Genomic DNA, 26,162 nt, shown 5'->3' on the forward strand with positions numbered 1-26,162 from the left:
AAGGGGCGCGAGTGTTATGAACAAATTGAAAGTCATGATGATTTTCGGTACACGGCCGGAAGCTATTAAAATGTGTCCGCTGGTACTGGAAATGAAGAAGTATCCGGATTATTTGGAACCCATTGTAGCCGTTACGGCCCAGCATCGGGAAATGCTGGATCAGGTGCTGCAGCTGTTCCAGATCAAGCCGGACTATGATCTGAATATCATGACGGCCGGACAGACTTTGTACGACGTAACGGACAAAGCCCTGATGGGCCTGAAGGCTGTGCTGGAAGAAGCCAAACCGGACCTGGTACTGGTCCATGGGGATACCACCACCACCTTTGTGGGGGCGCTGGCTTCCTTCTATAAGCAGATTCCCGTGGGCCACGTGGAAGCGGGCCTGCGCACCGGCGACAAATATTCTCCTTTCCCGGAGGAAATGAACCGGAAGCTCACCGGCGCCATTGCCGACTACCACTTTGCTCCTACGGAAACCGCCAAGAGCAACCTGTTAAAGGAAAACATCAGCCCGGAAGGCATCTACGTTACCGGCAACACGGTTATTGATGCCTTAAAGACCACGGTGCGTCCTGGCTTTGATTTCCATAATCCTAAACTGGAGGAGGCCATCCGCAGCGACCATAAGCTGATTCTGATGACCACCCACCGCCGGGAGAACCTGGGTGCTCCCATGCGCCATGTGTACACGGCCCTGAAGGAAGTACTGAAGGACCACCCGGAAGCGGAAGCCATTTTCCCCATGCATAAGAATCCCAAGGTGCGGGAAGTGGCCGAACAGGTCCTGGGCAAAATGGACCGGGTACACCTGATTGAGCCCATGGACTATGAACCCTTTGTAAACCTGATGGCCGAGGTGGACATTGTTCTCACCGATTCCGGCGGCATTCAGGAAGAAGCCCCGGCACTGGGCAAACCTGTGCTGGTGCTACGCAATACCACTGAACGGCCGGAAGCCGTTACAGCCGGTACCGTAAAACTCATCGGCACCGGGAAGGAAGATGTATATGCGGCTACCAGCCGCCTGTTGGGAGATCCCAAATACTACAAACAAATGTCTGAAGCAGTCAATCCCTATGGGGACGGCAAAGCCTCCCAGCGGATTGTTTCCTTCCTGCTTCACACCCATGGATATCCGGTGGAACTGATGCCGGAGTTTACCACGGAGAAAAAATAAGCTGGTGAAGGATGGTCACGAAACAATTGGGTACTTTTGAACCCCAGGGCATTAGCCCTGCCGCTCAAAAAAATCTGAATTTACAGTTGAGACAGATTATGATCCGCCAGGGCCTGCTGGCTCTAGTGGCAATCCTGGCGGGTGCTTTGGTCTGGCACACCATAGCCGGTGCCCTGTGGGGCGCTCTGGCCGGCTTGGGAGACAGCGGTCTGGTCCTTTGGGGCATTGCCCGGGGTATGCGGAAAACGCCGGAGCGGGCTGCCGCGTATATGCGGCGTATGATGTTTACCCGCCTGGCTTATCTGCTGTTCCTGACGCTGCTGTCCCTGAAGCTCCAGGGTCAAACGGCGCTGGTGCTGCTGGGCTTTGTCTTTTTCAACGTTACCCTGTTGGTTCACATGGCCGTCTGCCATATAGAAATCTACAAAACAAAAAGGAAGTGATTGCGGTATGGGAATTGCAGAAGCTGCAAGTTCGGGAGTCATCGAGTACGGGACTACCGAAGTGCTGCCCGGCATTACACTGAACATGCAGACGCTCTACATGTCCTGGCTTACCATGTTTATTGTGGCAGCAATTGTTTTTGCAGCCACGCGGCGGGTACAAATGATACCCTATGGGATTCAGAACCTGGTAGAGATGTTTATTGAATGGCTGGATAAATTGATGGATGCCAACCTGGGAATCGAGGGACGACGGATTTCAACCCCGTTTGTGATTACCTTGTTCCTGTACATCTTTATTGGCAACGAATTGGGCATGATGCCTTCCATTTTTGTGCATCTGACCTCTCCCACCAACGATATCAACGTGGCTTTGGGCTTGTCTCTGACAGTTGCCGTGGCAACGTATATTATTGGTATCATCCAGCAGGGGCCGAAGTATTTCAAGCATTTGGTTTCCCCCTTTGCCTTGATGCTTCCCCTGAATTTGATCGAGGAATTGTCCAAACCGCTGACCATGGCCCTTCGTTTGTTTGGCAACATTCTTGCCGGTGAAATTTTGCTGGTAGTGCTTTACAAGCTGGTTCCCTGGGTTGTGCCCAACCTGTGGATTGGGTTCAGCTTGATCATCGGGTTCCTGCAGGCTTTCATCTTCACCATGCTGACGGTGATTGCCCTGGCGCCTATCTTTAAACAAGTGCATCACGAAAAAGAAAAATAAAAATTTTGCTGGAAAGGGTGTATAAACATGATTGACAACAACACGCTTATTATCGTAGCTTCCATTCTGGGAGCAGCTTTGATTGGGGTAGGTGCTTCCCTGGCAGCTAGCCGCGGGGACTCTACGGTAGCTTCCAAGGCTTTGGAATGCATGGCTCGTCAGCCGGAACAGGCCGGCAGCTTCCAGGTAAACATGCTGATTGGTATCGGCCTGGTTGAATCCATTCCTATCATTGCTTCCGTTATTGCCATTGTGCTGATTTTTGCCAATCCTTTTGTCCATTAATGGGCCGTTTTGAACCCCATAGGGAGAAAGGAAGTGTCGGTAAAGAATGGTAAGTATTAACTATACATTGATTGCGCAGATTGTGAACTTCATCATCCTCCTGTGGATTTTGGCCAAGTTTGCCTACAAACCGCTGCTGAAAACCATGGATGACCGCCGGACCAAAATCGTCAAGGATATGGACTCGGCAGAACAATCCCGGCAGCAGGCAGAACAACTGAAGGAAACCTATGCCAACCAGCTGAAGGAAGCCAAACAGCAGGCCAACGCCATTGTGGCCCAGGCCAATACCATGGCCCAGCAGCTCCATGACGAAGCCCTGGCAGCTGCCCAGAAGGAGCGGGAAGAACTCCTGGCTACCGGCCGGGAAACCGTGGAACTGGAAAAGAAAAAGGCCCTTCTGGATGTGCGGGAACAGATTATTGCGCTGAGCACGGAAATTGCCGGCCGGGTACTGGAGCAGAAACTGAATTCTGCCGAAGACCAGGCTCTCATCGCCAAAGTAACCGATGAGACAATGGCAGAGCAAAAGAAATAACAAAAGTCCCTGTAAAAAGGAACTGTGGAGGCAGTAAAACCTATGAACAGTGAAAATAAGGCAGCTCTGTGGAAACAGATCCTGGATCGCGTGACCCTCACTGACGATGACAAGGCTCTGTTTGAGAGGCAATCCATCCTGCCGCTCACAGTCAGTACGGCACAGCCTTTGTCGGCTGAGGAAGTGAAGCTGCTCCAAAGCCTGCTGGCCGAGAAGTTTGGCAAGCCGGTGATTTTGGACAGCCAAAAGGTGGATCCCAAGCTGGTAGGTGGTGTGCTGGTGCAGTATGGCGACCATATTTTTGACGCCAGCATGAAGCGGCAGCTGGAAAAGATGGACAACATCATGAAGGCCATCCACCTGAGCAACCAGGATTTGGATGCGTCCCAAAGCATAACGGATTCCCTGGCCAAAGGGGTCCAAGAGTATCAAGATAAGGTTGACCTGGAAGAAATTGGCGTGGTCGAAAAGGTGGGCGACGGTATTTGTACCGCCAGCGGCCTGGGCGGCGCCATGAGCGGCGAATTGGTAGCCCTCCGGGACGGCGTTTACGGCATGGTCCAGAACCTGCGGGAAAAAGAAGTAGGTATCGTGCTTTTGGGCGGCGCCGATAAGATTAAAGAAGGCGACATTGTGCGCCGGACCGGCGAAGTTATGGAAATCCCTGTGGGTTCCGAAATGCTGGGCCGGATCATTGACCCGCTGGGCCAGCCCCTGGACGGCAAGGGTGCCATCAAAACCACCGCGTTCCATGCCATTGAATCTCCCGCTCCGGGCATTGCCGCCCGGCAGCCTGTAGACGTACCGCTGCAGACCGGCCTCAAGGCCGTGGATGCCCTGGTACCTATTGGCCGGGGGCAGAGAGAACTGATTATCGGGGACAGAGGTACCGGCAAGACGGCCATCGCCATCGATACCATCCTGAACCAGAAGGATCAGAACGTTATCTGCATTTATGTGGCCATTGGCCAGAAAGCATCTTCTGTGGCCCGGCTGGCCCATACCTTTGAAAAGTACGGGGCTGCCGGCTACACCCTGATTGTGGCGGCTACCGCTGCTGATACGGCACCTATGCAGTATCTGGCACCCTATGCCGGTGCCGCAGTAGGGGAATATTTCATGGACCAGGGCAAGGATGTGCTGATTGTCTATGATGACCTGAGCAAGCACGCAGTGGCCTACCGTGCCATGAGTCTGCTGCTGCGCCGTCCCCCCGGACGTGAAGCCTACCCTGGCGATGTATTCTACCTGCACTCCCGGCTTTTGGAACGGGCCTGCCGGAGAAATGCCCGCCACGGCGGCGGCTCCATGACGGCTCTGCCCATTATTGAGACCCAGGCCGGGGACGTCAGCGGATATATTCCCACCAACGTAATTTCCATTACCGACGGCCAGATTTATCTGGAAACCGACCTGTTCAACTCCGGTGTCCGTCCGGCTATCAACGCCGGCCTGTCCGTATCCCGGGTAGGCGGCGCAGCCCAGACCAAAGCCATGAAATCCGTGGCCGGTACCCTGCGGCTGGCTCTGGCCCAGTATCGGGAACTGGCCGCTTTTGCCCAGTTCGGTTCCGATTTGGACAAAGCCACCAAGGCCCAGTTGGACAGAGGCGCCCGGGTAACGGAAATGCTCAAGCAGGGCCAGTACCATCCCATGAGCATGGCCCAGCAGGTTATTTCCCTGTATGCCGTAAACAACGGCTTCCTGGACGAAGTGCCTCTGGAAGATGTGACCCGGTATGAACATGAAATGCTGACCTATATGGAAAGCCATTGCGCCATTATCCTGACCCGGCTGACCAAGGAACAGAAAATGGCCGATGACCTGAAGCAGCAGCTGGAAGAAGCCCTGGACGAATTCGGCAAGCTGTTTGCACCTTCCAATCCGGACGCTGTACCCAGCGCTGCTGCCCCTGAAAGAGGGTGAGCCCAGTGGCAAACACCAGCGGCATTAGAGCCCATATGAAAACCGTGGGCAGTATCAGCAAGATTACCGGCGCCATGCAGATGGTGGCGTCGGCCCGGATGCACCAGGCCCAGCAGCGGGCCAATGCCAGCCTGCCGTACGCAGATAAGCTGCGCGGCCTGCTGCAGCTGGCCCTTAGTGACCCGTCCGTGATGGCGCACCTGGACTATTCCCAGAACCCGCTTTTGGAAAAACGTCCGGTGTACAAAACGGCCTACATCATTATGGGGTCCGACAAGGGCCTGGCCGGTCCATTTAACAACAACATCGTCAAGTTTACCGGCGTAGAGCTCCGGGGCAAGGAAGATTCCCCCCTGCTTACCGTGGGCAAGCAGATGCAGATTGGCCTGAACCATTGGGGCTACAGCATCGCCAAAAGCTGGAACGGTTTCTCCGAAAAGCCCACCTTTGAGGCGGCGGAAGAAATCGCCGACTACGCGGAGGCCATGTTTACCCATGGGGAAGTGGATGAGGTGAACATCATCTACACCTACTTCAAATCCGCCATGGTGCAGCTGCCCCGGACCATTCCTCTCCTGCCCCTGCAGCCCAAGGCTGGGGACAAGGCAGAAGAGGATGCCGTAAAAGTATGGGATACCCAGGACCAGAGCGATTTTACCACCCTGCTCTTTGAGCCGGAACCGGCACAAATGCTGTCCTACCTGGCCCATTACTATATGCGCAGCCAGATCTTTACGGCACTGATCCAAAGCTCCGCCTGTGAGCTGGCCGCCCGGATGACGGCCATGACCACCGCAACGGACAACGCAGAAACCCTGTTGGGCAAGCTGCAGGTCTACTACCAGAAGGTCAGACAGGCCAGCATTACCACCGAAATCAACGAAATTGTCGGTGGTGCAGAAGCTTTGAAATAAGGGAGGCACCATCGTGTCTGAAAAAAATAAGAATGCAATTGACGCGGCAGTGGCCAAACTTTCCGCCAAGACCAGAGGTCATGTGGGGAAAGTGGTCCAGGTCATGGGTCCTGTAGTGGATATCCGTTTCCCGGACAAGGAACTGCCTGCCATCTATAATGCCATCACCATTGATGCCCAGGCGTCTAAAGACGTCCATGTCAAGCTCACCGCAGAAGTGGTGCAGCATATTGGCAACGATGTGGTCCGTGCCGTAGCCATGAGCTCTACCGACGGCCTGACCCGGAACATGGATGCCCTGGATACCGGCAAGCCCATTACCGTTCCTGTAGGCAAGGGCTGCCTGGGCCGGGTTTTCAACGTGCTGGGGGAAACCGTGGACGACGATCCCACCCCGGTGGACGCTGCCGACTACTGGCCCATTCACCGGCCGGCTCCCAGTCTGGCTGACCAGGCTACAGAAACGAAAATCATGGAAACCGGCATCAAGGTCGTGGACCTGATTGCCCCCTATTCCCTGGGCGGCAAGATTGGTCTGTTCGGCGGCGCCGGCGTAGGCAAGACCGTGCTGATTATGGAACTGATCCATAACATCGCCACTAACCACGGGGGTTTTTCCGTGTTCTCCGGCGTAGGGGAACGTACCCGGGAAGGCAACGACCTGTGGGGCGAAATGAAGGAATCCGGGGTTATCGACAAGACGGCCCTGGTGTACGGCCAGATGAACGAACCCCCGGGAGCCCGTATGAGAGTAGGGCTGACGGGACTGACCATGGCCGAATATTTCCGGGATGTAGGCGGCCAGGATGTGCTGCTGTTCATCGACAATATTTTCCGGTTTATCCAGGCCGGTTCTGAAGTATCCGCCCTGCTGGGACGTATGCCTTCTGCTGTAGGCTATCAGCCCACCCTGGCCAACGAAATCGGCGGCCTGGAAGAGCGGATTACCTCCACCCGCACCGGTTCCATTACCTCCGTGCAGGCCGTTTACGTACCTGCCGATGACCTGACGGACCCGGCGCCGGCAGCAACCTTTGCCCACTTGGATGCAACTACGGTACTGTCCCGTGAAATCGTGGAATTGGGCATTTACCCGGCCGTGGATCCTTTGGCTTCCACCAGCCGGATTTTGGACCCCCTGGTGATTGGCCAGGAGCACTACCAGGTAGCCCGGGGCGTGCAGAAAATCCTCCAGCGCTACAAGGAGCTCCAGGATATCATCGCCATTCTGGGTATGGAAGAACTGAACGAGGCTGATAAGCTCACCGTGTCCCGGGCCAGAAAGGTCCAGCGGTTCCTGAGCCAGCCCTTCTTCGTGGCAGAACAGTTTACCGGCCAGCCCGGCAAGTACGTTTCCTTACAGGATACCATCAAAGGTTTTAAGGAAATCCTGGAAGGCAAGCATGACGACCTGCCGGAAAGCGCTTTCTACATGGTAGGCAGCATTGACGAGGCTGTGGCCAAGGGCAAGAAAATGAAGGGCGAATGATATGGCCAAGTTAATGAAATTGGAAGTCCTGACTCCGGATAAATTATTGGTCCGTAGAGAGGATATTTCCTATGTGTTGTTGAATACAGTCAACGGCGGCATCGGCGTTTTGGCCAACCATGGTCCGCTGATTGCCGTTTTGGGAGAGGGGACGCTGAAACTCCAGGACGCCCACAGCCAGGTGATCCTGGTGTACGTGGAAGGTGGTTTCGCCGAGGTCAAGGATAACGTGGTTACCATCCTGACGCCTCGGGCCCAGTATGCGGAAAACATCGATGTGGCCCATTATCAGGCGGTCCAGGCAGAAGCCCAGGCCCGTTTGGACCACCCGGATGCCCTGACCGATATTGAACAGACGGAAAAAATCTTGCGGCGGGCTGAGGCCCGGCTGAAGACGGCTTCTCTCATTGGCAAAGTGAAGCCCTATCCCATTAGCGAGTAACACAGATGTAAGCTCATTTGCAGACGGATGCGGCAGGCAGGAGAGGGGGAGCCGCCATGGACTTCATCAGTAAAATGGCTGCCAGTAAAATGGGGCAGCTGCGGTTGGAATTGGTTGAACTCAATGAAAGATTGGCTGCAGCCAGTACGGACGAGCAGAAAAAGAAACTACGCAAGACCATTCAGGAAAAAGAAGTGTATTACAATATTTTGGCTGACCGCCTGCGGATGCATACATCACGTTTTTAAAACGGGAGCTGTGGAACAAAAGGCTTTTCCTTTTGTCCACGGCTCTTGTTTTTTTAGGGTGTTCCTGCCATTTGTTTCCGCAAACAGGTACAGGTATGGTATAATATTTTAGTTACAAAATTAGCGAGCGAAAAGTGGCCAGCAGTACCGTAGACATTCGAGGTGGGAGGTGCCGTACGGATTGCACAATTTTATCATTTTATTGATTACTGTCCTGCTCACGTGGTTTGTTTATGTGGATAGCCACAGACTGCCCATGAAGCACCGGAACTTTTGGATTATCGGCACCTTTTTAATGGCGCCGTTGGTATTTTTGGTGTATTTGATCCGCCGGGCACAGGTGAAGCATCATCAGGCCCTGTCCAAGCGGCAGCAGCGGGAAGCTGCGGCCCGGGAACGGTCCCGGCAGAGAAAGCAGCGGGCGGACCAGGCCCGGGCTTTGTGGAAGGAAAGACACCGTCAGCAGCTGGAAGCGCATCCTGAACTGGAAGCCCAGCGGAAGGCGGAGACTTATAAAGAACAGCATGAAATGCGATTACGCCTGGATGAACAATTGAGCACGCAGCAAGCGCGGCATGCCAAACAGATGGGCCTCAATAGCAAGTGATTTCAAGTAAGAGATGTAAGAAAGGTGTGGAACAAGGCGTGGAGAAATTGGTTGTAAGAGGTGGGCATCGTTTAGAGGGAACGGTGCGGGTCAGCGGGGCAAAAAATGCCGTGCTGCCGATTATTGCGGCATCAGTTTTGGGTACGGAAGGAAGTACCATTTTGGAAGTGCCGGAACTGGAAGACGTAGCCACCATTTGTAAAGTATTGGAATGTCTGGGTATGAAGGTTACCCATCCCCAGCCTCATGCACTAAAGATTGACAGCCGGACGATTACCAGCTGGGAAGCTCCCTATGAACTGGTAAGCACCATGCGGGCCTCCTTCCTGGTGATGGGTTCCCTGCTGGCCCGGGTAGGCCGGGCAAAGATTTCCCAGCCCGGGGGCTGTGCCATTGGCACCCGTCCCATTGACATCCATCTGAAGGGCTTTGAAGCCCTAGGTGCAAAAATTGAGCAGGGCCATGGCTATATTGAAGCTACGGCGCCCAACGGTCTGGTGGGCACCACCATTTATCTGGATTTTCCCAGCGTAGGCGCTACGGAAAACCTGATGATGGCGGCTTCCATGGCCAAAGGCACCACCATCATTGAAAACGCTGCCCAGGAACCGGAAATCGTGGACCTGGCCAACTACATCAATGTGATGGGGGGTAAGGTCCGGGGAGCCGGTACCACTGCCATCCGCATTGACGGGGTGGAAAGCATGAAGGGCGGGGAACACACGGTAATTCCCGACCGGATTGAAGCAGGTACCTTTATGGTGGCCGGCGCCATGACCCAAGGGGATATCAAGGTAGAAAATGTTCTGTGTGAACATCTGAAGCCCCTGATTGCCAAACTCCGGGAAGCAGGAGCCATTGTAGAAGAAGGCATCAACGATGTCCATGTGGTGGGCCCTAAGGAATTGCAGCCCATCACCATCAAAACCCTGCCCTATCCGGGCTTTCCTACGGATATGCAGGCTCAGGTAATGGCCATGATGTGCATTGCCAAGGGCCAGAGCTCCGTTCTGGAAACAGTATTTGAAAATCGCTTCATGCACGTAGATGAACTGCTGCGCATGGGTGCCAATATCAAAACCAGCGGCGGCCGGGCTGCCCTGGTAGAAGGCGTTCCCAAGCTGTATGGCTGCCAGGTGCGGGCTACCGACCTGCGGGCCGGGGCTGCCATGGTGCTGGCCGGACTGGTGGCCGATGGAGTCACCGAAGTGACGGATATCCATCACATTGACCGGGGCTACGAAAACCTGGTAGAAAAGCTGACCAAGCTGGGAGCCGATATCAAGCGGACAAAGTAAGGTGGAAGTATGAGAAAACGGATGGAGAGAAGTTTCTTTTCCCGTCTTTTGCATCAGACAGACGTGGGGATTGATCTGGGGACCTACCATATCCGGGTATACATGAAAAACCGGGGCATTGTCCTAAGGGAACCCTCCGTGGTTGCCTTTGATGACAGGCAGGGAAAAGCCGTGGCCATTGGGGCCAAGGCAGCCGCTATGGCTGACAAGGACTCTCCCCATATCCGGGTAATCCGGCCCTTGGTAAACGGGGTCATTGCCGAGTTTGACGGGGCCCAGGCTCTTTTGGAGGCGGCCCTGACCCGGGTGGTGGGACGGAATTTGTTCTTCAAGCCCCGGGTAATGCTGTGCGTGCCTACGGACGCCACCGGCGTGGAACGCCGGGCGGTCACGGAGGCTGCCATGCAGGCCGGTGCGTCCAAGGCCTATCTGCTGGAGGAGCCGTTAGCGGCGGCTCTGGGGGCGGGCCTTGCGGTACAGAAACCCCTGGGCTGCCTGGTGGTGACCCTTGGGGCGGAAACCACGGAAGCTGCGGTGCTCAGTATGGGGCAGCTGGTCAGCTCCGCTTCCCTGCGGCTGGGAGGGCAGGCCTTTAACCAAAGCCTGTCCCGATATATGAAAAACCACCTGAATATCCAGGTGGAGGATGCTTTGACGGAAGAAATCAAATTGGAAATTGGCACGGTGAATCCGGCTGCGGCCCGGGGCAATCTCATTGTCAAAGGCCGGGACATGATTACCGGCCTTCCCACCAGCCTGCGGCTGGACTCCCGGGATACGGCCCGGGGCATGCAGGAAGCCCTGGAAATGGTGCTGTCCTGTATCCATCGGGCGCTGGAAAAAATCCCGCCAGAACTGGCGGCGGATGTTCTGGCCCAGGGTATGGTCCTTACCGGCGGAGGCGCCCAGCTGGACGGCCTGGCACAGGTGCTGGGCGAGCAGCTGCGGATGCCCGTCCGGGTGACAGAACGGCCGGAGGACTGTGTGGCCATTGGAACAGGCCGGGCTTTGGACGAAGGACTTACCTTTCAGGAATAATGAAAACAATTTTGGGGTGCTGCTGCGGCAGCACCTTTTGTCTTAGGAGGCATACAAGTGAAGAAACGGTACACCAAATGGATGGGGCGGCTGCTTTTGGCCGGCCTTCTGCTGGGTGCGCCCTTGGGCGCCCAGGCAGCGGATATTGAGGCCATGCGGGGCGGGGTTACCCCCAAGCGGGCCCGAATCGTGCTGAGCCTGGACAAAACGGTAAAATACACGGCCCGCACCTCGGGCCGGCAGCTGATTATAGATTTCAAGGGGGATACAGAGCGGACCCAGATGGTACGGCTCCGGGATCCCCGGGTGAAACGGGCCACGCTTTCCCCCAAGGGAAAGGATAGCCAGCTGGTCATTGAGTTCCGGCAGCCGGTACCGGAGTATAAGATTTTTGCTTTAGGACGGCCCAAACGACTGGTGATTGATTTTCCCCGGGCTCCCGGGGACGAGAACCCTGCTGCGGCCAACTGGTCCAGCTCTTCCCAGTGGCTGGGCAAGGGCCTGACCTACAAGCAGAGCACCGTAAATCTGGGAGCGGGGAATGTGCGTACCTATGTACTGACCATGACGCCTAACAGCGAATTTAAGCTGGACTTTATTCCGGGCTACGGAAAAACCATCCAAAAGGGTACCCTGTCCATGATTGCCCGCCGTTCCGGGGCAGTAAGCCTGGTGAACGCCTCCTATTTTGACAGTGATATCTGGGTGGTGGGAAACCTGAAAATCCAGAACAAATGGTTGGCTTCGGAAACTACGCCTAGAACGGGTCTGGTGATTGACGCCAAGGGACAGCCTTCCATTGAAACGGGACTGGCCTACCAGGGTGTGGTGAAGGACCAGGAAGGGAACAGTATGCCCATCAGTGCGGTGAACCGGATGCGGCTGTCCAATGAACTGATTTTGTTTAACGATGGCTACGATACGGCCACGGATACCAATTCCTACGGTACCGAGGTGCAGCTCAACGGCAACAGCCGGGTAACGGCCATCAGCTCCCGGGGGGATATGCCGCTTACTGCCGGCTACAGCGTCCTGTCCGGAAACGGCCAGGGGGCCCGGTTCCTTAACGGTCTGCGCCGAGGGGAGCAGCTTACCGTAACCCAAAGCCTGGGGAACGCCCGGGCAGATGAAGCCCCTTCGGTGGGCTCTGCAGGGCCGCTTTTGGTGTGGGACGGGCTGGTGGAAGTAACCGCTGCCCAGGAGGAGATTGCCCCCGATATTGCCCAAGGACGGGCGCCCCGGACGGGCGTGGGCATCAAAAAGGACGGCACGGTGCTGGTAGTGGTGGCGGACGGCCGTTCCGACGTCAGCGCCGGCATGAGCCTGACGGAATTTGCCCGCTATTTTGTGAGCCTGGGGGCCGACCGGGCCATGAATTTTGACGGCGGCGGCTCCAGTGAAATGGTGGTCAATGGCAAGGTGATGAATGATCCTTCCGATGGGGAAGAACGGCCGGTTCGGGTGGCGTTGGGCTTCTTCCGGAAGTGACACTTCTTGCATAAGAATGGCCATTCGGTATATAATACTGGTACACTATAGAGAAACGAGGTGCTGATCATGTTGAATAAATTCATGAAAAGCAAGAAGATATGGGCGGCAGCCTTGATGATCGCCCTCCTGGCCTTTGGCATTGCCCAGGCCGCCGGCGGACGGCCCCAGAAAAGCAGCCTGTCCGGTCAGGTGGTGAGTACGGTGAACGTAGGCGCCCAGGTAACGGAAGGGGCGGTACTGGTTACCGTAAAGACTTTGGCAGGGACGGCACCCGCCGCCAGAGCCAATTGCAGCGGAAAGGTTGTTTCGGTAAGTGTAGCCCCCGGCGGACAAGTTTCGGCGGACCAAGTGGTTGCTGAAATCGAACCGTAAGACTTAGCGAAAAAGACCGACGCTTCGGCGCCGGTCTTTACCTGTATGGAGGGCATATGCACGTTTTGAACTGGAAGCGCATCTTGATTCTGACCCTGACAGGGTTTTTTGCTTTGGCGTCCCTGGTGTGGGCTGCCATTCCTACCATTGCGGTGGAAGAATTGAAACCCGGCATGACGGGCTACGGCAAAACCGTCATTGAAGGTGCCAAAATCGAAACCTTCGATGTGGAGGTGCTGGGGGTCACCGGTACGGAAACCGGCGGCTATAATATCCTGATCAAGGCCTCCGGGCCCCTGCTGCAAAAAAGCGGCGGCATTGCCCAGGGCATGAGCGGCAGTCCGGTGTACATCAACGGACGGCTGGCGGGCGCTGTGGCCTACGGCCAGGCCTTTTCCGACCCCAATTATTGTTTTCTTACCCCCATTGACGAAATGCTCCAGCTGTTTGCCCAGCCGGACCCCCGGCCTTCTGTGTTCCAGTCCGGCCAGCCCAGCCTGGCCAAGGGCACGCCGCTTATGGTCAGCGGCTTTACCACGGACGGGGTCAGCTACCTGAACGAACGGCTGAAGCCTTTTGGGCTGACTTCCTACGCCGTGCCTGCGGGAAATGCGGACCTGGACCAGGTAAAACTGGAGCCGGGCAGTTCCGTGGGGGTCTCCCTGGTACGGGGGGATATGGTGATCGGCGCCATCGGCACGGTAACCTGGACCGACGATGAGGGCCGGGTACTGGCCTTTGGGCACCCCTTCCTGCAGCATGGGGCTTCCGACTATTTTATGACCAATGCCTGGATTTTTGCTTCCGTGCCCAATATCCAGAGTGCCTTTAAGGTGGGCACCCTGGGCAAGACCCTGGGCCGGATCAGCCAGGACCGGTTGGTGGGTGTAGCGGGCCTAGAGGGGCAGAACGCCAACATCATTCCCATGTATGTTTCCGTAACCGACAAGGACCGGGGCGTGCACAAAAGCACCAATGTCCAGCTGGTAACCGATGAGGATCTGGTGCCCTCCCTGGTGGACGGGGTTACCTACAATACGGTGAGCCTGGCCAAGGACAGAAAGGGCGGCGGCACCTCCCGAATCCGCTTTACCATTACGGCCCAGGACGACCAGGACAATCCCATCCAGCTGCGCCGGGAAAATATGTTCTACAGTGCTTCCGATATTGGCAAGCTGACGGATTCCGAGCTGAACATCGCCACCGATATGCTGATGAACAACCGGTTCAACAAGGTGACCATCCAAGATGTCAACGTGGATGTGGAAACCACGGCCAGCTGCGAAGTGGCAGAGCTGGTAGGCGCTTCCATCCCTATGAAGCCAGTGGCTCCCGGAGACGTACTGCCTATTTCCGTAACCTTTAAACCCTACCGGGCAGAAGAAATTACTCGGACCATCAACTTCAAGGTGCCGGATAAGCAGCCCAGCGGGCCCATGACCCTGATTGTCCGCAGCGGCAATGCCACCAGCTGGGTGACCCGGGCCATTTCCAGCCAGCAGAAGAAAAATAACAATGACGGAGATCAGCTGGTGACCGAGGATAATCCCATGACCCAGCAGCCTCAGCGGAAACTGAAGGACTTTATTGATGAATTCAATACCATGGATGCCAACAACGAAGTAATTGTGGACCTGATGCCCAGCTATGGCCCTTCCAGCCGGAAGAACCAGCAGCAGGAAATGGGGCTGACCAGTTCCTCCCTCAGCGGCATTCTGCGGGGCAGCAAGTACAAGCAGAAATTCCCCATGGACTTTATCATCAGTGGGGAAGCCACTATTACGGCCCGGGTAAAGGGCAAATAACAAAACCGCAGCGGCGGATATTTCCTGTCCCTGGATGGGAGAATCCGCCCTGTTTTTGGCCAAGAACTGACTGTACAGTCAGCTCTTGAAGGGGGAAAATCCCTGCTGTGGTGCGGCTGAGAAGCCGTACAGAAAAAAACTTGTTTCTGTTTTCCTTTTTTGCCCTGAATGGGTTATAATATTCTGTATATCAATTGACAAGCTGTAACAGTGTTAAGGAGAATTTTATGGGGATACAACAACTTTGCCGCTGGGTGGGCCGGAAAATGCTGGATCTGTGTGCCCGCACCGGCCGCGTAGTGAATTTGTTTCTGGAGACCTGCGCCCTGGTGCGCCAGGCGGACCCCAAGGAAGTGGTGCGCCAAATGGGCAAACTGGGGGCGGACTCCCTGCCCATTGTGGGGATGACCATTTTGTGTACGGGCATGGTCATGTCGGTTCAGACAGCCAAGGAATTTGTCCGCTTTGGGGCGGCTGACTCCGTAGGCGGCATTGTGGCCATTGCCATGGGCCGGGAACTGGCCCCCATCCTGACCGGGGTGGTAGTGGCTGGCCGGATCGGCGCTGCCATTGCCGCTGAAATCGGCACCATGAAGGTGACCGAGCAGATTGATGCCCTGCGGGTGATGGCCGTAAGTCCGGTCCAGTATCTGGTGGCCCCCCGTTTTATTGCCATTATCCTGATGATGCCCATCCTGGTGGTCTATTCCAACCTGGTAGGGGATTTCGGGGGCTGGTTTGTGGCAGAAAATTATGCGGACATCAGCACCCAGATGTTCCTGGATTCCATCCAGGGCTTCATTGAGCCCTGGGATATTATCGGCGGGCTGATCAAGAGCACCTTTTTTGGTGCCATCATTGCCATCATCGGCTGCCACAAGGGCCTGACGGCCAAGCAGGGCGCCGAAGGCGTAGGGCTTGCTACCACGGCTTCCGTGGTGCTGTCCATTATCCTGATTTTTATCTGCAATTATTTCCTGTCCGTGATTTTGTACGTAAACGGAGGCTGACATGGAACAACCCATCATAGAATTTCAACAAGTGGATATGGCCTTTGGGCCTAAGGTGGTGCTGGACAAAGTCAGCTTTTCCGTGAAAAAGGGCGAAACCCTGGCGGTGATCGGCCCCAGCGGCACCGGCAAAAGTACGGTGCTGAAGCTGCTGATTGGCCTTTTGAAACCCCAGGGGGGGCACGTGGTAATCCAGGGCAAGAACGTGGAAAACTACGACGAGAAGCAGTGGAATGCCCTGCGCCAGCATATGGGCATGGTCTTCCAGTATTCGGCCCTGTTCGACTTTTTGGACGTCAGCGAAAACGTAGCCTTTGGCCTGCGGCAGCACACCAAGCTGAAGGAAGACGCCATTCAGCAGCGGGTCAGTGCCCTTTTGGCCGCAGTGGGTCTTAGCGGCAACGAACATGTGTACCCGGCAGCCCTGTCCGGGGGGATGCAGAAGCGGGTGGGGCTGGCCAGGGCGCTGGCCCTGCAGCCGGATATCATTCTCTATGATGAGCCAACAGCGGGACTGGACCCCATTATGGCCACCAACATCAGCCAGTTGATTTTGGAAGCCAAAAAGCGGCTGGGGATTACCTCCCTTTTGGTTACCCACGACATGGCTTCCGCCTTCTTGTGTGCGGACCGGGTGCTGATGCTCAGCGAAGGCCACATTGTATTTTCCGGTACGGTGTCCGAGGCCAAGCGGACCCAGCAGCCGCTAGTGCGGGCATTTATCCGCAGCGATATTTATGAAGATACCGGTGAAGGGAGCAAATGATGAAAACAGATGAGGTAAAAGTCGGAGCCGTCACCCTGGGCGGCCTGGTGATCCTGGCGCTGATGCTGACCTTTTTGGGAGTATTCAGCTTTGCCGGCAAAACGTATAAACTGAATGTAATTTTTGACGATGTGAATGGCCTGAAGGCAGGCAACGAAGTCCGGTTCGCCGGGGTGCCCGTGGGCAAGGTGGAAGACATTGTGGTGGACGGCTCCAAGGTCAAGGTGGTCATGAAGCTGGACGAGAAGCAGAAAATCCCCCGCAATTCCCAGTTCAGCATCGGCATGGACGGGGTTATGGGCACCAAATTTGTAACCATTGCACCCCCGCAAATCGCTACCGGGCTGAGCTTTAAGGCGGGCGAAACCATTACCGGCCAGCAGTCCAGCGGTATCAGCAAGATGATGGATACCTCCGGCAAGGTACTGGATAAGCTGGAAGTGGTGGTGGATGCCTTCAGCAACGTGTTTGGGGACAAGGACGTGCAGAAATCCATGCGCCAGGGCTTTGTCCAGACCGGGGAAGTGGCCAAGAACCTGAACGACTTCACCCGTTCCCTGGCTGAAATGTCCCAGCAGAACCAGGGAGATATCCACACCATGGTTACCCAGATGCGGGATATGTCCGTGCATATGAACAGCATTATGACCCAGGCGGATGCCAATGGGGCCACCGGCCAAAACGTGGCCGTTATGGCCGCCAATATGGCCGATGCCAGCCGGAAAATCAAACAGACGGCAGAATCCTTGAACAGTGTGGTTTCCGACCCGGAGATGAAGAAAGAGCTCCAGGAAACGGTCCATCACGCCAAGGCCACCTCGGAAAAGGCGGATAAGATTCTGGGCATGGTTTCCGATGCCCAGCTCCAGGCCGATGTCCTGTACGGGGACAAAAAAGGTAAATGGCGCACGGATATGGGCGCCAAACTGCCCCTCAACAAGGATGACTTTGTCTACCTGGGAGTTTCCGATATCGGGGACCGGGACCGCTTGGATTTCCATTACAATAAACGGCTGAACAAATTTATGCTGGGCCGGGCCGGAGTTATAGAAGGGGACTTTGGTGTGGGCATGGATTGGAACCTGAGCCCCAAATTTAAATTGTTCACAGATTTTTACGATTTTGACGATGCCAAACTGAAAGTCGGCGCAGAATGGGCCTTCAGCCCCAATTTATCCCTCTTGGGCGAGAGTCTGGATGTGCTGGACAACGGTTCTGAGACCGCTTATGTGGGCCTTCGGGCACATTTCTAAGCAGATTCTCAATTGACTTTAAAAATCTTACTGTTTATAATAAATAAGGCTGACTAAGTAGTCAGGAAAAACAGGAGGGCATAAACGTGAAGCACTTGCATACAAAGAAATTATTACTGAGTGTGGCTATTATGAGCGCGCTTACTCTACATACTGCGGGCGCAGCGGCTCCGGAGACCGTCAATCTGGATCTGGGCAAAACCGTGCGCATGGCACTGGAAAACAATTCCGATGTGAAGATTTCCGCTGCCGAACTGGATGCGGCCAAGGCCCAGAAGGACCAGGCAGAAGGGGCTCGCTGGGGCACTGTTTCCTTTAACCATTACAGCGGCCGGGGCGGTCAATACCAGACCACTACCGGGCGGCCTCATTTCGCCAATTCCCATACCAACGAAGTGAGCATTTCCGTGCCTATTTATTCCGGTGGTTCCCTGGAAGGCGCCATTGACCAGTCCAAGGAAAACCTGAAATACTACCAATACGGCATGGACAGTTCCTACCAGACCACCCGCTACAACGCATCGAAGGACTACTACGATGTACTCCAGGCCGCCAATACGGTAACCCTGGACAAGGAAACCGTGGACCGGCTCAGCGAGCATTTGAAGAACACCCAGGCCCAATACGCTGTAGGCGTGGTGGCCAAGGCTGACGTACTCCGTTCCCAGGTGGAACTGGTGGACGCCCAGCAGACCCTGACCCAATCCCAGAACAGCTATGAAGTGGCGGTTTCCACCTTGAACAACGAAATTGGCCTGCCCACAGCTACCCGGCTGAACCTGAGCCAGGGCCTGGAATACAAACCCAATGACTATAACCTGGACAACTGCGTAACCTACGCCATGGCCAACCGTCCGGAAATCCACCAGGCAGAAGCTTCCGTGAAAATGGCAGAAGCTGCCGAAAAGATTGCCAACGCTGGCAACCTGCCGAAACTGACCCTGGGGGCTTCCAACGAATGGAGCGATGATAATTTCCCCGGCAGCCACAAGAACAACTGGGCCGTAGGCGCTACGGTGAGCATGAACATCTGGGACTACGGCGTAACCGCCGCCAAGGTACGGGAAGCCAAGGCCAACATCATCAAGGCCCAGGAAAGCTACCGGCAGATTACCGATAATGTGCGCCTGGCCGTACGGACCAGCTACCTGAGCATGCGGGAAGCCGAAAAACGGATCAAGACCACGGAAGTGGCCGTTGCCCAGGCAGAAGAAGATTACCGTATTGCCCAGCTGCGGTACCAGGCCGGTGTGGGGACCAACACGGACGTAATGGATGCTTCCGTTTCCCTGACCACCGCCAAAAACAACTATATCCAGGCTTTGTATGACTACAACACCAATACGGCTCTCCTGGAGCAGTCCATGGGTGTTCCTGTCGAAAACCAATAATCACTTCTGCGCTCTGGACCCTGCGGTCCCAGTGCTGCCGCAGTGGTTTCAGCCTGACTAACGGAATAATATACCACCTGCATGAGCCACAAATTTGTGGACTTTTGCAGGTGGTGTTTTTATTTTCTGGCGGAGTCTGTTATACTTATAGGGTAAACAATGTCTGATTTTTCAGGAGGATGCAGATGCGGGCCAAGAAAACAAAATGGCTGCTCGTCTGTGCTGTGATCCTGCTTGGCGTATATCTGTTTCTGTGGAAACTGATCCTTCCCGCAGGACTGAACCGGGCAATCCCGTTTGTGGAGCAGACTGCTGCCGAATATATCAACGGACAATTGCAAATGAGCACGGTGGAAGTCAGTCCGGACCTGGCCTTTACCGTTAAAGATGTGGAACTGCGTACCACCCAGGGGGACCTGGTGGCCCAGATTCCGGCTCTGAAGCTGGAGCTGAATCCCTTTAAGCTGCTGGGAGGCAGCGGGGCCGTGGGAACCATTACCCATATTACCCTGGAACGGCCCCGGCTGCTCCTGGTCCAAAACGACCAGGAAGAATGGAACGTGGCAGGCTTATTAAAGCCCAGCCAGTCTTCCAGTACGGACTTTAAGGGCAAGGTAGCCATCCGGGATGGGGAACTTTCCGTGCAGATGCCCTATGGACAGTGGACCATGGGCGTGGAGGGCGAAGTGGACCCGGCCCGGAATCCGGTGTTTGGTATTCAGATGGCCCTTACCAAGGAGGACCAGACCATCCAGGTCACCGGCACCATCGATACGGACCGGCACGGCCAGATTACCATGGAAACAGGTCTGCTGCGGCTGGATGATTTCCGCAGCCTGGCGGCTCACCTGCTGCCCCTTACCGGGCTGAAAGGCCAGGTAACGGATACGTCCATTACCTGGACGGGCACTGAGGACGGCAATCATTTGTCCGGGAAGAGTACCCTGGGACAGGTGCAGGCTACCTATACCTATAACGATATCCCCCTGGACCTGACGGCCAGCGGCGATGTAGCTTTTGAAGACCTGAAGCTGACAGCCTCCGACCTGGATGCCACGGTAAACGGCCAGAAAGCCCATCTCCAGGGTTCTGTGGACCTGTCGGATATGGATAATCCCAAGGCCCAGCGCCTGACCGTGCAGGTAAGGCAATTGGATCTGTCCGCCCTGCCGGTGGAAGTGCCGGCCCAGGGCCTTGTAAATGCGGAGATTACCCTGAACGGGGACAAGGATAACCTGCTGGGAGACGGGGTGCTTACCAGTGACGCCCTGACCGTACAGGGCTATACCCTGACCCAGCTCCGGTTGCCCCTGTCCATTCAGGGCCAGAGAATAGAAGTAAACGGTGCGTCCGCAGAAGTGGGCGGCGGCAGGGCGGTGATTCATGCGTCCTACGACTGGAAGGAGCAGAGCGGCATTGGTTCCTTTGAAGCCCAGCAGATTGACCTCAGCAGTTTTGTGCCCCGGGCTGGAAGCCTGGGCCTGAACGGTACCCTGTACGCCCAGGGCAGCTACAACGACGGCACCCTGAAGCTGGAGACCGTAAGCAGTGACCTGGCCCTCCAGTGGAACGAGCTTTCCCTGAACCAGCTGGCGGTGGATGCCCTGATTACCGGCAGCGATGTTGCGGTAACCCGGCTGTCCGGCTATACGGCTGAAGGGGGCGCCCTGGCAGGTACCGGTTCCTATATAGGCGAGGCTCTGAAAGCGGATTTGTACCTTACGGATATTCCTATTACCCCGCTGCTGCGGCTGGCGGGCCAGGAAGGCAGCGGCAAGCTGTCCACCCACCTGACGGCTTCCGGCACTGCGGCCAACCCCTCGGTATTTGGCGCCTTCTCTTTGAAGGACGCAGAACTTATGGGCCTGAAAATCCAGGAAGTCCATGGGGCCCTGAACTGGGCGGACCAGAAATTGTCCTTCCATAAGGTGGAAGCTCTCATGGACCAGGGTACCCATGTGCTGGACGGTTCCCTGGACCTGAAACCGGAAGATCCGGTAGTGGATGCCACCTTGACTACCACCGGCATTCGGCTGGAACCCCTGGCGGCCCTGGCCAAAGCGCCCATTGCCATTACCGGCAACCTGACCAATACCATTACCGTCCAGGGACCCTTGTCCAACCCCAAATTCCACGGCCATGTCCATGCCTACGACGGGTCTGTGAACAAGTTCCTGGTGGATGAAGTGGACGGGGACTATACCTACGACGGCGTGGTCCTGAACTTGCAGAACTTTAAGCTCCAGGCGCTGTCCTGTACTGCTGCCTTTGCAGGGACCGTGACTCGGGACGGGGTGCTGAATCTGGGCCTGGATGCCCGGAACCTCAATCTCCTGCGGCTGCCCTGGTTTAAGGACGAGGTGAGCCTGTCAGGCCTGGTGAACTTCAGCGGCAGCATTACCGGCCGCTACACCAATCCCCAGTTCCAGGGGGTTCTCACCTCTAACTCGGTTTTCATCAATAACGTGGAATTTACCGGCCTTGCCCTGTCCTTCCAAAGCCAGGGCGGCCATGTGAATTCCCTGCAAGGTACCTTCCAGCAAAAGACCGGCGGGGACTATTCCCTGAAGGCCTATTTCGATTTTGACCAGCGGCTGATCCAGTGGACGGCAGATGTGGAGCGGGGCAATGTGCGGAGCCTGCTGCAAATGGGCGGCCTGAATCTGGACATTGACGGCTACCTGTCCGGCCGGATTGAACTGAATCCCAAAGGCCGGGGTACCGGCATGACCATCAAGGGCAAGGTGGAAGACGGCAAGGTCCGGGGCGTACCCTTTAGCGCTGCGGACTTTGATATCTACACCCTCCACGGCAACTGGCAGATTCGCAAGCTTCAGGCCACAGAAGCCCAGGGCGGCATTCTGGCGGCCCAGGGCAATGTGGACCTGCGCAAGAAGACCGTTGACCTGGAACTGGCCACCAACGCCGCCAGCGCCAAATTGTTAACGGTGGCCTTTGCCAATAATCCCCCGGACGTTACCGGCAAAATGAACATCGCCGCCCAGGTAAAGGGCCCGCTGGATAACCCCAAGGGCAACTTCTCCCTGGAACTGGACGGAGGCAGCGTCAACGGCGTGGCCTTTGACAGCCTGTACGGCATGGTTACCCTCCGGGACCAGATGTTCAGCCTGGAACAGTTCCTGATTCAGCGGGATGTGTACAAGGTCAGTGCCTACGGTACCTTCCCCATGGACCTTTTGCGGGCCCCGAAGGACCGGAAGAACCCCCATGCCCAGATGAATCTGGATGTCCATTTGGATAACGGCAACCTGGCCATCCTGCCCACCCTGACCAAATACGTGGATTGGGCGGAAGGCCCTACCAGCGGCAACGTGGCCATTACCGGCACCTTGGAAAACTATGCGGTAAATGGCTCCATCGATATGGATAATGGCACGGTGAAGCTGAAACGCATCAACAGCACCCTGGACAATATGAAATTCCATGCCCAGTTTGCCGGCAACACCATTACCCTGAAGGAATTTTCTACCACCGTGGGCAAGAACGGCAGCATTACCGCGTCCGGCTCCTACCAGCTCCACGATACCTCCGGCAAGCCCTATCAGCTGACGGCTGTGGTCAAGGACGTAGAGCCCGACTCCTCCCTGATTCGGGGGAAAATCAACGGGAACCTGACCGTGGAGCAAAAGAACGCCATGCCCTTTGTGACCGCGGACTTCAAGCTGGAGGAAATCTACCTGGGCATCAGCTCCATTCCGGACCTGTCCGGCGGCGGCTCCAACCTGGGCCTGGATGTGACCGTGGATCTGGGGGACGACCTGCACCTGTACAACGCTTCCTTCTTTGATATCCATGCCAGAGGCAAGATCCACGCCACCGGCACCACGGAAAATCCCTATATGAATGGCAGCAGCATCACGGTGAACAAGGGCAGCACCCTGAAATACCTGGGAACGCCCTTTAGAATCGGCTTTGGGCAGTTGACCTGGCCCATGCCCGGCACCTTTATCCCGGTATTGGATCTCACTGCCTTTACCCGGCTTGGCCAGTACAACATCTTGGCCAAGGCCAGCGGCCCCCTGAGCCTGGATGACCTGCAAATTCATCTGTCCAGTGACCCGCCCCAGAACGAGGATACCCTGAAGCGTTTCCTGACCCTGAAGACGGATAACGCGGACCTGACCAACGCAGATGTCCAGAGCCTGGTAGATGCGGGCTTGCAGCTCACCTATCTGGCCGACGTGGAAGACGCCATTAAGGACGCTTTGGGCCTGGATGAACTGCGGATTTACAGCGGCAACCTTCAGACCGGCATCGGCTTCAGCCTGGATGCCCAGCGGGCCAATGAAACCAACCTCCAGGACCGCCGGGAGTACAACGTGCTGGTAAGCAAGTACTTCGGTAACAAACTGAAGGTGGGCTACACCACCCGGTTTGACGGGGAAGAATACAATACCTTTGCGGAATACTACATTGCCAAGAAGGTAAACCTGAGCTTCTCGGTGAACCAGGATCAGGAACATTGGTATGGCGTACAGTACCATACCCGGTTCTAAAGCCCGGTGTCACACTCAAAAAAAGAAAAATTTACAAAATAGTCCCGGAGAAAACAGCGAGTTCTGTTCTCCGGGACTGGAAATATCTACCGATAAAATGTATAATTAACTGGATATGTAACCTGGGCGTATGGTAGCTATAGATTGCCAAGCACCTATTTAGGGGGTAAGTTATGAAGAATCATGTTAACTGGCGGCAGTTGTCCATTGCAGTTCTGGCTTCACTGGCACTGACCACACCAGCATATGCTGCACAGGAGTCCCATGGCTCCGTCATCGATCTGACCGGCCATAAGACCGTAACCAAAACTGACCAGGAAGTGGGAAAAATTGAAATCGGCACGGCCGAGGAAACTCAGTCCCAACAGCCGGACGCTGGGCAGCAGGCACAGAATTCGCAATCCCAAACGGGCACAACCGATACCCAAAAGGCTGCGGACGAAGATGCACCCCGTTACCGGGAAGTACGCCGCAATGGCGTAACCTACATTGAAAAAGTAGGCAAGGAAAAACTGGAAAAGGAACGGCAGCAGCAGGAAGCGGACCAGGAGCAGGAACAGGCCCGGGCCACCCAGCAAAAGGAAATTGAGGAAGCCCAGAACAAGCAGCTTCCCGGCCGCAGCATCCTGCAGCAGTCCGTATTGTCCGACTACGACATCAACAGCCAGGAAAGCCGCTATGATGCCCTGGCCAAAGCCTCCGACCCGTACGTGGGCCAAACGGTGACCAAGGTAACCTTTACTGGCAACACCCACGAGGACGCTTCCAAGCTCACCGATGTGCTGAAAATGCCCGCCGGCACCAAGTTTACCAAGGAAGCCCTCCAGGACGATGTCCGGGCCATTTACGAAACCGGCTGGTTCTATGATGTGAAGCCGGTGTTCACCAAAGTGCCGGAAGGGGTACAGATTGCGTACCAGGTCCAGGAAAATCCTGTGCTTCAGGACCTGGAAATTGAAGGCAATACAAAAATCTCCACGGGAGATATCAAAAAGGCTCTGAACCTGCCCATCGGCCAGGTATTAAACTCCCGGGACGTAAGTATTGGCGCCCGGAAGGTGGAAAGCCTCTACAGCGAACAGGGCTACATTCTGGCCAAGGTCAGCGATGTGCGGATGCTGGATAACGGCACTCTGATTGTGCAGGTCAGCGAAGGCGTTATTGAAGACTACCGGGTGAAGGGCAACACCAAGACCAAGGATTACGTCATCATCCGGGAAATGCGCATGAAGAAGGGTGAACCCTTCAATGCCAAACTGGCGCGCCGGAGCATGCAGAAGATCTACAACCTGGGCTACTTTGAAGACGTGAACATCCGCCTGAACCCGGGCCAGATGCCCAACACCGTATCCGTGGAAATCTCTGTGGTGGAGACCAGCACCGGTACCTTCGGCATCGGCGCCGGCTACAGTGATGCCGACGGCTTCCTGGGCATGGTCAGCATCGGCGACAAGAACTTCCTGGGCATCGGCGACAGCGTCAACGCCCGTTGGGAATTCGGCGGCGACTCCGAAACCAAGTCCAACTTCGAAGTTTCCTACGTGAAACCCTGGATCGACGACAAGGAAACCACCGCTGGCCTGACGTTCTACAACATGACCAACGAATACATCGATTACAACCGGGACGGCAACGAAATCGCCCGTTACTACAAGAAACGCATTGGCGAAGAATTGTTCTTCAGCCGGGTAACCGATAACGAATTCATCACCAACATGATCACCCTGAAAAACCGGGACGACAAGTACAAGGGCCCGGTGGATGGGTATGACAACCACCAGTACTTCGAAGGCATCGATGATGGCGTAAGCCAGGGCGAATCCGTAGCTGAAGCCAGAAGAAAACGGAACTTCGGCAGCACCCGGAGCATTACCCTGTCCCGGATTCTGGATACCCGTGACAACATCTACGATCCCAGAGAAGGCAAGCGTACGTCCTACTCTGTGGAAGTGGCCAACTTCGGCGGAGACTTCAACTTTGAGAAGTACCAGGCCGACTACCGCTACTACTACCGGATGGGCAAGGATTACGTCTGGGCCCTGAACCTGGGCGCCGGCTACGCCAACGGGGATATGCCCCTGTCCCAGCGCTTTGCGGTGGGCGGCAGCGATATCCTGCGCGGCTACAAGGATGACCAGTTCAAGGGCAACAGCATGCTGAAGGGCTCCCTGGAATTCCGGTATCCCATCATCAAGAAGGTACAGGGCGTGTTCTTCACGGATACGGCGTATGCCTGGAGCAAGGATTACGATGAAACTGATTTCGACCTGAGCGATATGAAGCACTCCATTGGTTTGGGCCTGCGGATCAACTCCCCGTTAGGACCCATCAAACTGGACTACGGCTATCGTTTGGATGGAGATAATAGAGGCGGCCGCTTCCACTTCAGCTTTGGCGGTACGTTCTAACAAATTTGCAGCAATAAGGA

At 55.7% G+C, this 26,162-nt stretch carries 22 protein-coding genes; all 22 read left to right on the plus strand.

Annotated features, from left to right (window positions below; translation table 11 throughout):
• Nucleotides 1–16: 16 nt before the first annotated feature.
• The 22 genes from wecB to C7E10_RS09005 all read left to right on the plus strand — a co-directional run bounded on the left by wecB (nt 17) and on the right by C7E10_RS09005 (nt 26,142).
• Entirely contained in the window at nt 17–1,180 is a 1,164-nt protein-coding gene (wecB, locus tag C7E10_RS08900; protein ID WP_105326943.1) for a non-hydrolyzing UDP-N-acetylglucosamine 2-epimerase, read from the plus strand.
• 11 nt (nt 1,181–1,191) lie between these two features.
• Nucleotides 1,192–1,623 (plus strand): hypothetical protein, encoded by a 432-nt coding sequence (locus C7E10_RS08905; RefSeq protein ID WP_146109057.1) that lies wholly within the window; start codon nt 1,192–1,194, stop codon nt 1,621–1,623.
• A 7-nt stretch (nt 1,624–1,630) separates the two neighbouring features.
• Nucleotides 1,631–2,344, plus strand: a complete 714-nt coding sequence (gene atpB / locus C7E10_RS08910) for a F0F1 ATP synthase subunit A (RefSeq protein WP_105326945.1) — start codon at nt 1,631–1,633, stop codon at nt 2,342–2,344.
• 27 nt (nt 2,345–2,371) lie between these two features.
• Complete coding sequence (atpE, locus tag C7E10_RS08915) at nt 2,372–2,629, plus strand: ATP synthase F0 subunit C (RefSeq protein ID WP_105326946.1); 258 nt, start codon at nt 2,372–2,374, stop codon at nt 2,627–2,629.
• A gap of 46 nt (nt 2,630–2,675) precedes the next feature.
• Nucleotides 2,676–3,167 (plus strand): F0F1 ATP synthase subunit B, encoded by a 492-nt coding sequence (atpF, locus tag C7E10_RS08920; RefSeq protein ID WP_105326947.1) that lies wholly within the window; start codon nt 2,676–2,678, stop codon nt 3,165–3,167.
• Nucleotides 3,168–3,209: 42 nt separating this feature from the next.
• Nucleotides 3,210–5,093: a F0F1 ATP synthase subunit alpha gene (gene atpA / locus C7E10_RS08925; RefSeq protein ID WP_105326948.1), complete on the plus strand. Its 1,884-nt coding sequence runs from the start codon at nt 3,210–3,212 to the stop codon at nt 5,091–5,093.
• Nucleotides 5,094–5,098: 5 nt separating this feature from the next.
• Nucleotides 5,099–6,007, plus strand: coding sequence for an ATP synthase F1 subunit gamma (gene atpG / locus C7E10_RS08930; protein ID WP_105326949.1), 909 nt, complete (start codon nt 5,099–5,101; stop codon nt 6,005–6,007).
• A gap of 49 nt (nt 6,008–6,056) precedes the next feature.
• A complete protein-coding gene (gene atpD / locus C7E10_RS08935; RefSeq protein WP_255419938.1) occupies nt 6,057–7,496 on the plus strand; it encodes a F0F1 ATP synthase subunit beta in 1,440 nt (479 codons plus the stop codon).
• A gap of 1 nt (nt 7,497) precedes the next feature.
• Nucleotides 7,498–7,938, plus strand: a complete 441-nt coding sequence (gene atpC / locus C7E10_RS08940; protein ID WP_105326951.1) for an ATP synthase F1 subunit epsilon — start codon at nt 7,498–7,500, stop codon at nt 7,936–7,938.
• Between the two features lie 56 nt (nt 7,939–7,994).
• Nucleotides 7,995–8,186 carry a hypothetical protein gene (locus tag C7E10_RS08945; protein WP_105326952.1) on the plus strand — a complete coding sequence of 64 codons (192 nt, stop codon included), beginning with the start codon at nt 7,995–7,997 and terminating at the stop codon, nt 8,184–8,186.
• A gap of 235 nt (nt 8,187–8,421) precedes the next feature.
• Entirely contained in the window at nt 8,422–8,793 is a 372-nt protein-coding gene (locus C7E10_RS08950; RefSeq protein ID WP_146109058.1) for a hypothetical protein, read from the plus strand.
• Nucleotides 8,794–8,831: 38 nt separating this feature from the next.
• Nucleotides 8,832–10,091: a UDP-N-acetylglucosamine 1-carboxyvinyltransferase gene (murA, locus tag C7E10_RS08955; protein WP_105327436.1), complete on the plus strand. Its 1,260-nt coding sequence runs from the start codon at nt 8,832–8,834 to the stop codon at nt 10,089–10,091.
• A 9-nt stretch (nt 10,092–10,100) separates the two neighbouring features.
• Nucleotides 10,101–11,129 (plus strand): rod shape-determining protein, encoded by a 1,029-nt coding sequence (gene mreB, locus C7E10_RS08960; protein ID WP_105326954.1) that lies wholly within the window; start codon nt 10,101–10,103, stop codon nt 11,127–11,129.
• 57 nt (nt 11,130–11,186) lie between these two features.
• Nucleotides 11,187–12,617, plus strand: coding sequence for a phosphodiester glycosidase family protein (locus tag C7E10_RS08965; protein ID WP_231086079.1), 1,431 nt, complete (start codon nt 11,187–11,189; stop codon nt 12,615–12,617).
• A gap of 69 nt (nt 12,618–12,686) precedes the next feature.
• Complete coding sequence (locus tag C7E10_RS08970; RefSeq protein ID WP_105326955.1) at nt 12,687–12,992, plus strand: hypothetical protein; 306 nt, start codon at nt 12,687–12,689, stop codon at nt 12,990–12,992.
• Between the two features lie 56 nt (nt 12,993–13,048).
• Nucleotides 13,049–14,797, plus strand: coding sequence for a SpoIVB peptidase S55 domain-containing protein (locus C7E10_RS08975; RefSeq protein WP_105326956.1), 1,749 nt, complete (start codon nt 13,049–13,051; stop codon nt 14,795–14,797).
• Nucleotides 14,798–15,024: 227 nt separating this feature from the next.
• A complete protein-coding gene (locus tag C7E10_RS08980; protein ID WP_105326957.1) occupies nt 15,025–15,807 on the plus strand; it encodes an MlaE family ABC transporter permease in 783 nt (260 codons plus the stop codon).
• 1 nt (nt 15,808) lies between these two features.
• Entirely contained in the window at nt 15,809–16,573 is a 765-nt protein-coding gene (locus tag C7E10_RS08985; protein WP_105326958.1) for an ABC transporter ATP-binding protein, read from the plus strand.
• Nucleotides 16,570–17,826: an MlaD family protein gene (locus tag C7E10_RS08990; protein ID WP_231086074.1), complete on the plus strand. Its 1,257-nt coding sequence runs from the start codon at nt 16,570–16,572 to the stop codon at nt 17,824–17,826. The genes C7E10_RS08985 and C7E10_RS08990 overlap by 4 nt, the downstream gene beginning before the upstream one ends.
• 86 nt (nt 17,827–17,912) lie before the next feature.
• Entirely contained in the window at nt 17,913–19,217 is a 1,305-nt protein-coding gene (locus C7E10_RS08995) for a TolC family protein (protein WP_231086073.1), read from the plus strand.
• Nucleotides 19,218–19,402: 185 nt separating this feature from the next.
• Nucleotides 19,403–23,734, plus strand: coding sequence for a translocation/assembly module TamB domain-containing protein (locus C7E10_RS09000; RefSeq protein ID WP_105326960.1), 4,332 nt, complete (start codon nt 19,403–19,405; stop codon nt 23,732–23,734).
• A gap of 173 nt (nt 23,735–23,907) precedes the next feature.
• Entirely contained in the window at nt 23,908–26,142 is a 2,235-nt protein-coding gene (locus C7E10_RS09005; protein WP_105326961.1) for a BamA/OMP85 family outer membrane protein, read from the plus strand.
• The last annotated feature ends 20 nt before the right edge of the window (nt 26,143–26,162 follow it).

The organism is Acidaminococcus hominis (assembly GCF_900291475.1).
Classification (GTDB): domain Bacteria; phylum Bacillota; class Negativicutes; order Acidaminococcales; family Acidaminococcaceae; genus Acidaminococcus; species Acidaminococcus hominis.

Coding starts and splice junctions, on each gene's coding strand:
- wecB (WP_105326943.1), top strand. CDS start 17: ATGAACAAATTGAAAGTCATGATGATTTTCGGTACACGGCCGGAAGCT.
- C7E10_RS08905 (WP_146109057.1), top strand. CDS start 1,192: ATGGTCACGAAACAATTGGGTACTTTTGAACCCCAGGGCATTAGCCCT.
- atpB (WP_105326945.1), top strand. CDS start 1,631: ATGGGAATTGCAGAAGCTGCAAGTTCGGGAGTCATCGAGTACGGGACT.
- atpE (WP_105326946.1), top strand. CDS start 2,372: ATGATTGACAACAACACGCTTATTATCGTAGCTTCCATTCTGGGAGCA.
- atpF (WP_105326947.1), top strand. CDS start 2,676: ATGGTAAGTATTAACTATACATTGATTGCGCAGATTGTGAACTTCATC.
- atpA (WP_105326948.1), top strand. CDS start 3,210: ATGAACAGTGAAAATAAGGCAGCTCTGTGGAAACAGATCCTGGATCGC.
- atpC (WP_105326951.1), top strand. CDS start 7,498: ATGGCCAAGTTAATGAAATTGGAAGTCCTGACTCCGGATAAATTATTG.
- C7E10_RS08945 (WP_105326952.1), top strand. CDS start 7,995: ATGGACTTCATCAGTAAAATGGCTGCCAGTAAAATGGGGCAGCTGCGG.
- mreB (WP_105326954.1), top strand. CDS start 10,101: ATGAGAAAACGGATGGAGAGAAGTTTCTTTTCCCGTCTTTTGCATCAG.
- C7E10_RS08970 (WP_105326955.1), top strand. CDS start 12,687: ATGTTGAATAAATTCATGAAAAGCAAGAAGATATGGGCGGCAGCCTTG.
- C7E10_RS08975 (WP_105326956.1), top strand. CDS start 13,049: ATGCACGTTTTGAACTGGAAGCGCATCTTGATTCTGACCCTGACAGGG.
- C7E10_RS08980 (WP_105326957.1), top strand. CDS start 15,025: ATGGGGATACAACAACTTTGCCGCTGGGTGGGCCGGAAAATGCTGGAT.
- C7E10_RS08985 (WP_105326958.1), top strand. CDS start 15,809: ATGGAACAACCCATCATAGAATTTCAACAAGTGGATATGGCCTTTGGG.
- C7E10_RS08990 (WP_231086074.1), top strand. CDS start 16,570: ATGATGAAAACAGATGAGGTAAAAGTCGGAGCCGTCACCCTGGGCGGC.
- C7E10_RS09000 (WP_105326960.1), top strand. CDS start 19,403: ATGCGGGCCAAGAAAACAAAATGGCTGCTCGTCTGTGCTGTGATCCTG.
- C7E10_RS09005 (WP_105326961.1), top strand. CDS start 23,908: ATGAAGAATCATGTTAACTGGCGGCAGTTGTCCATTGCAGTTCTGGCT.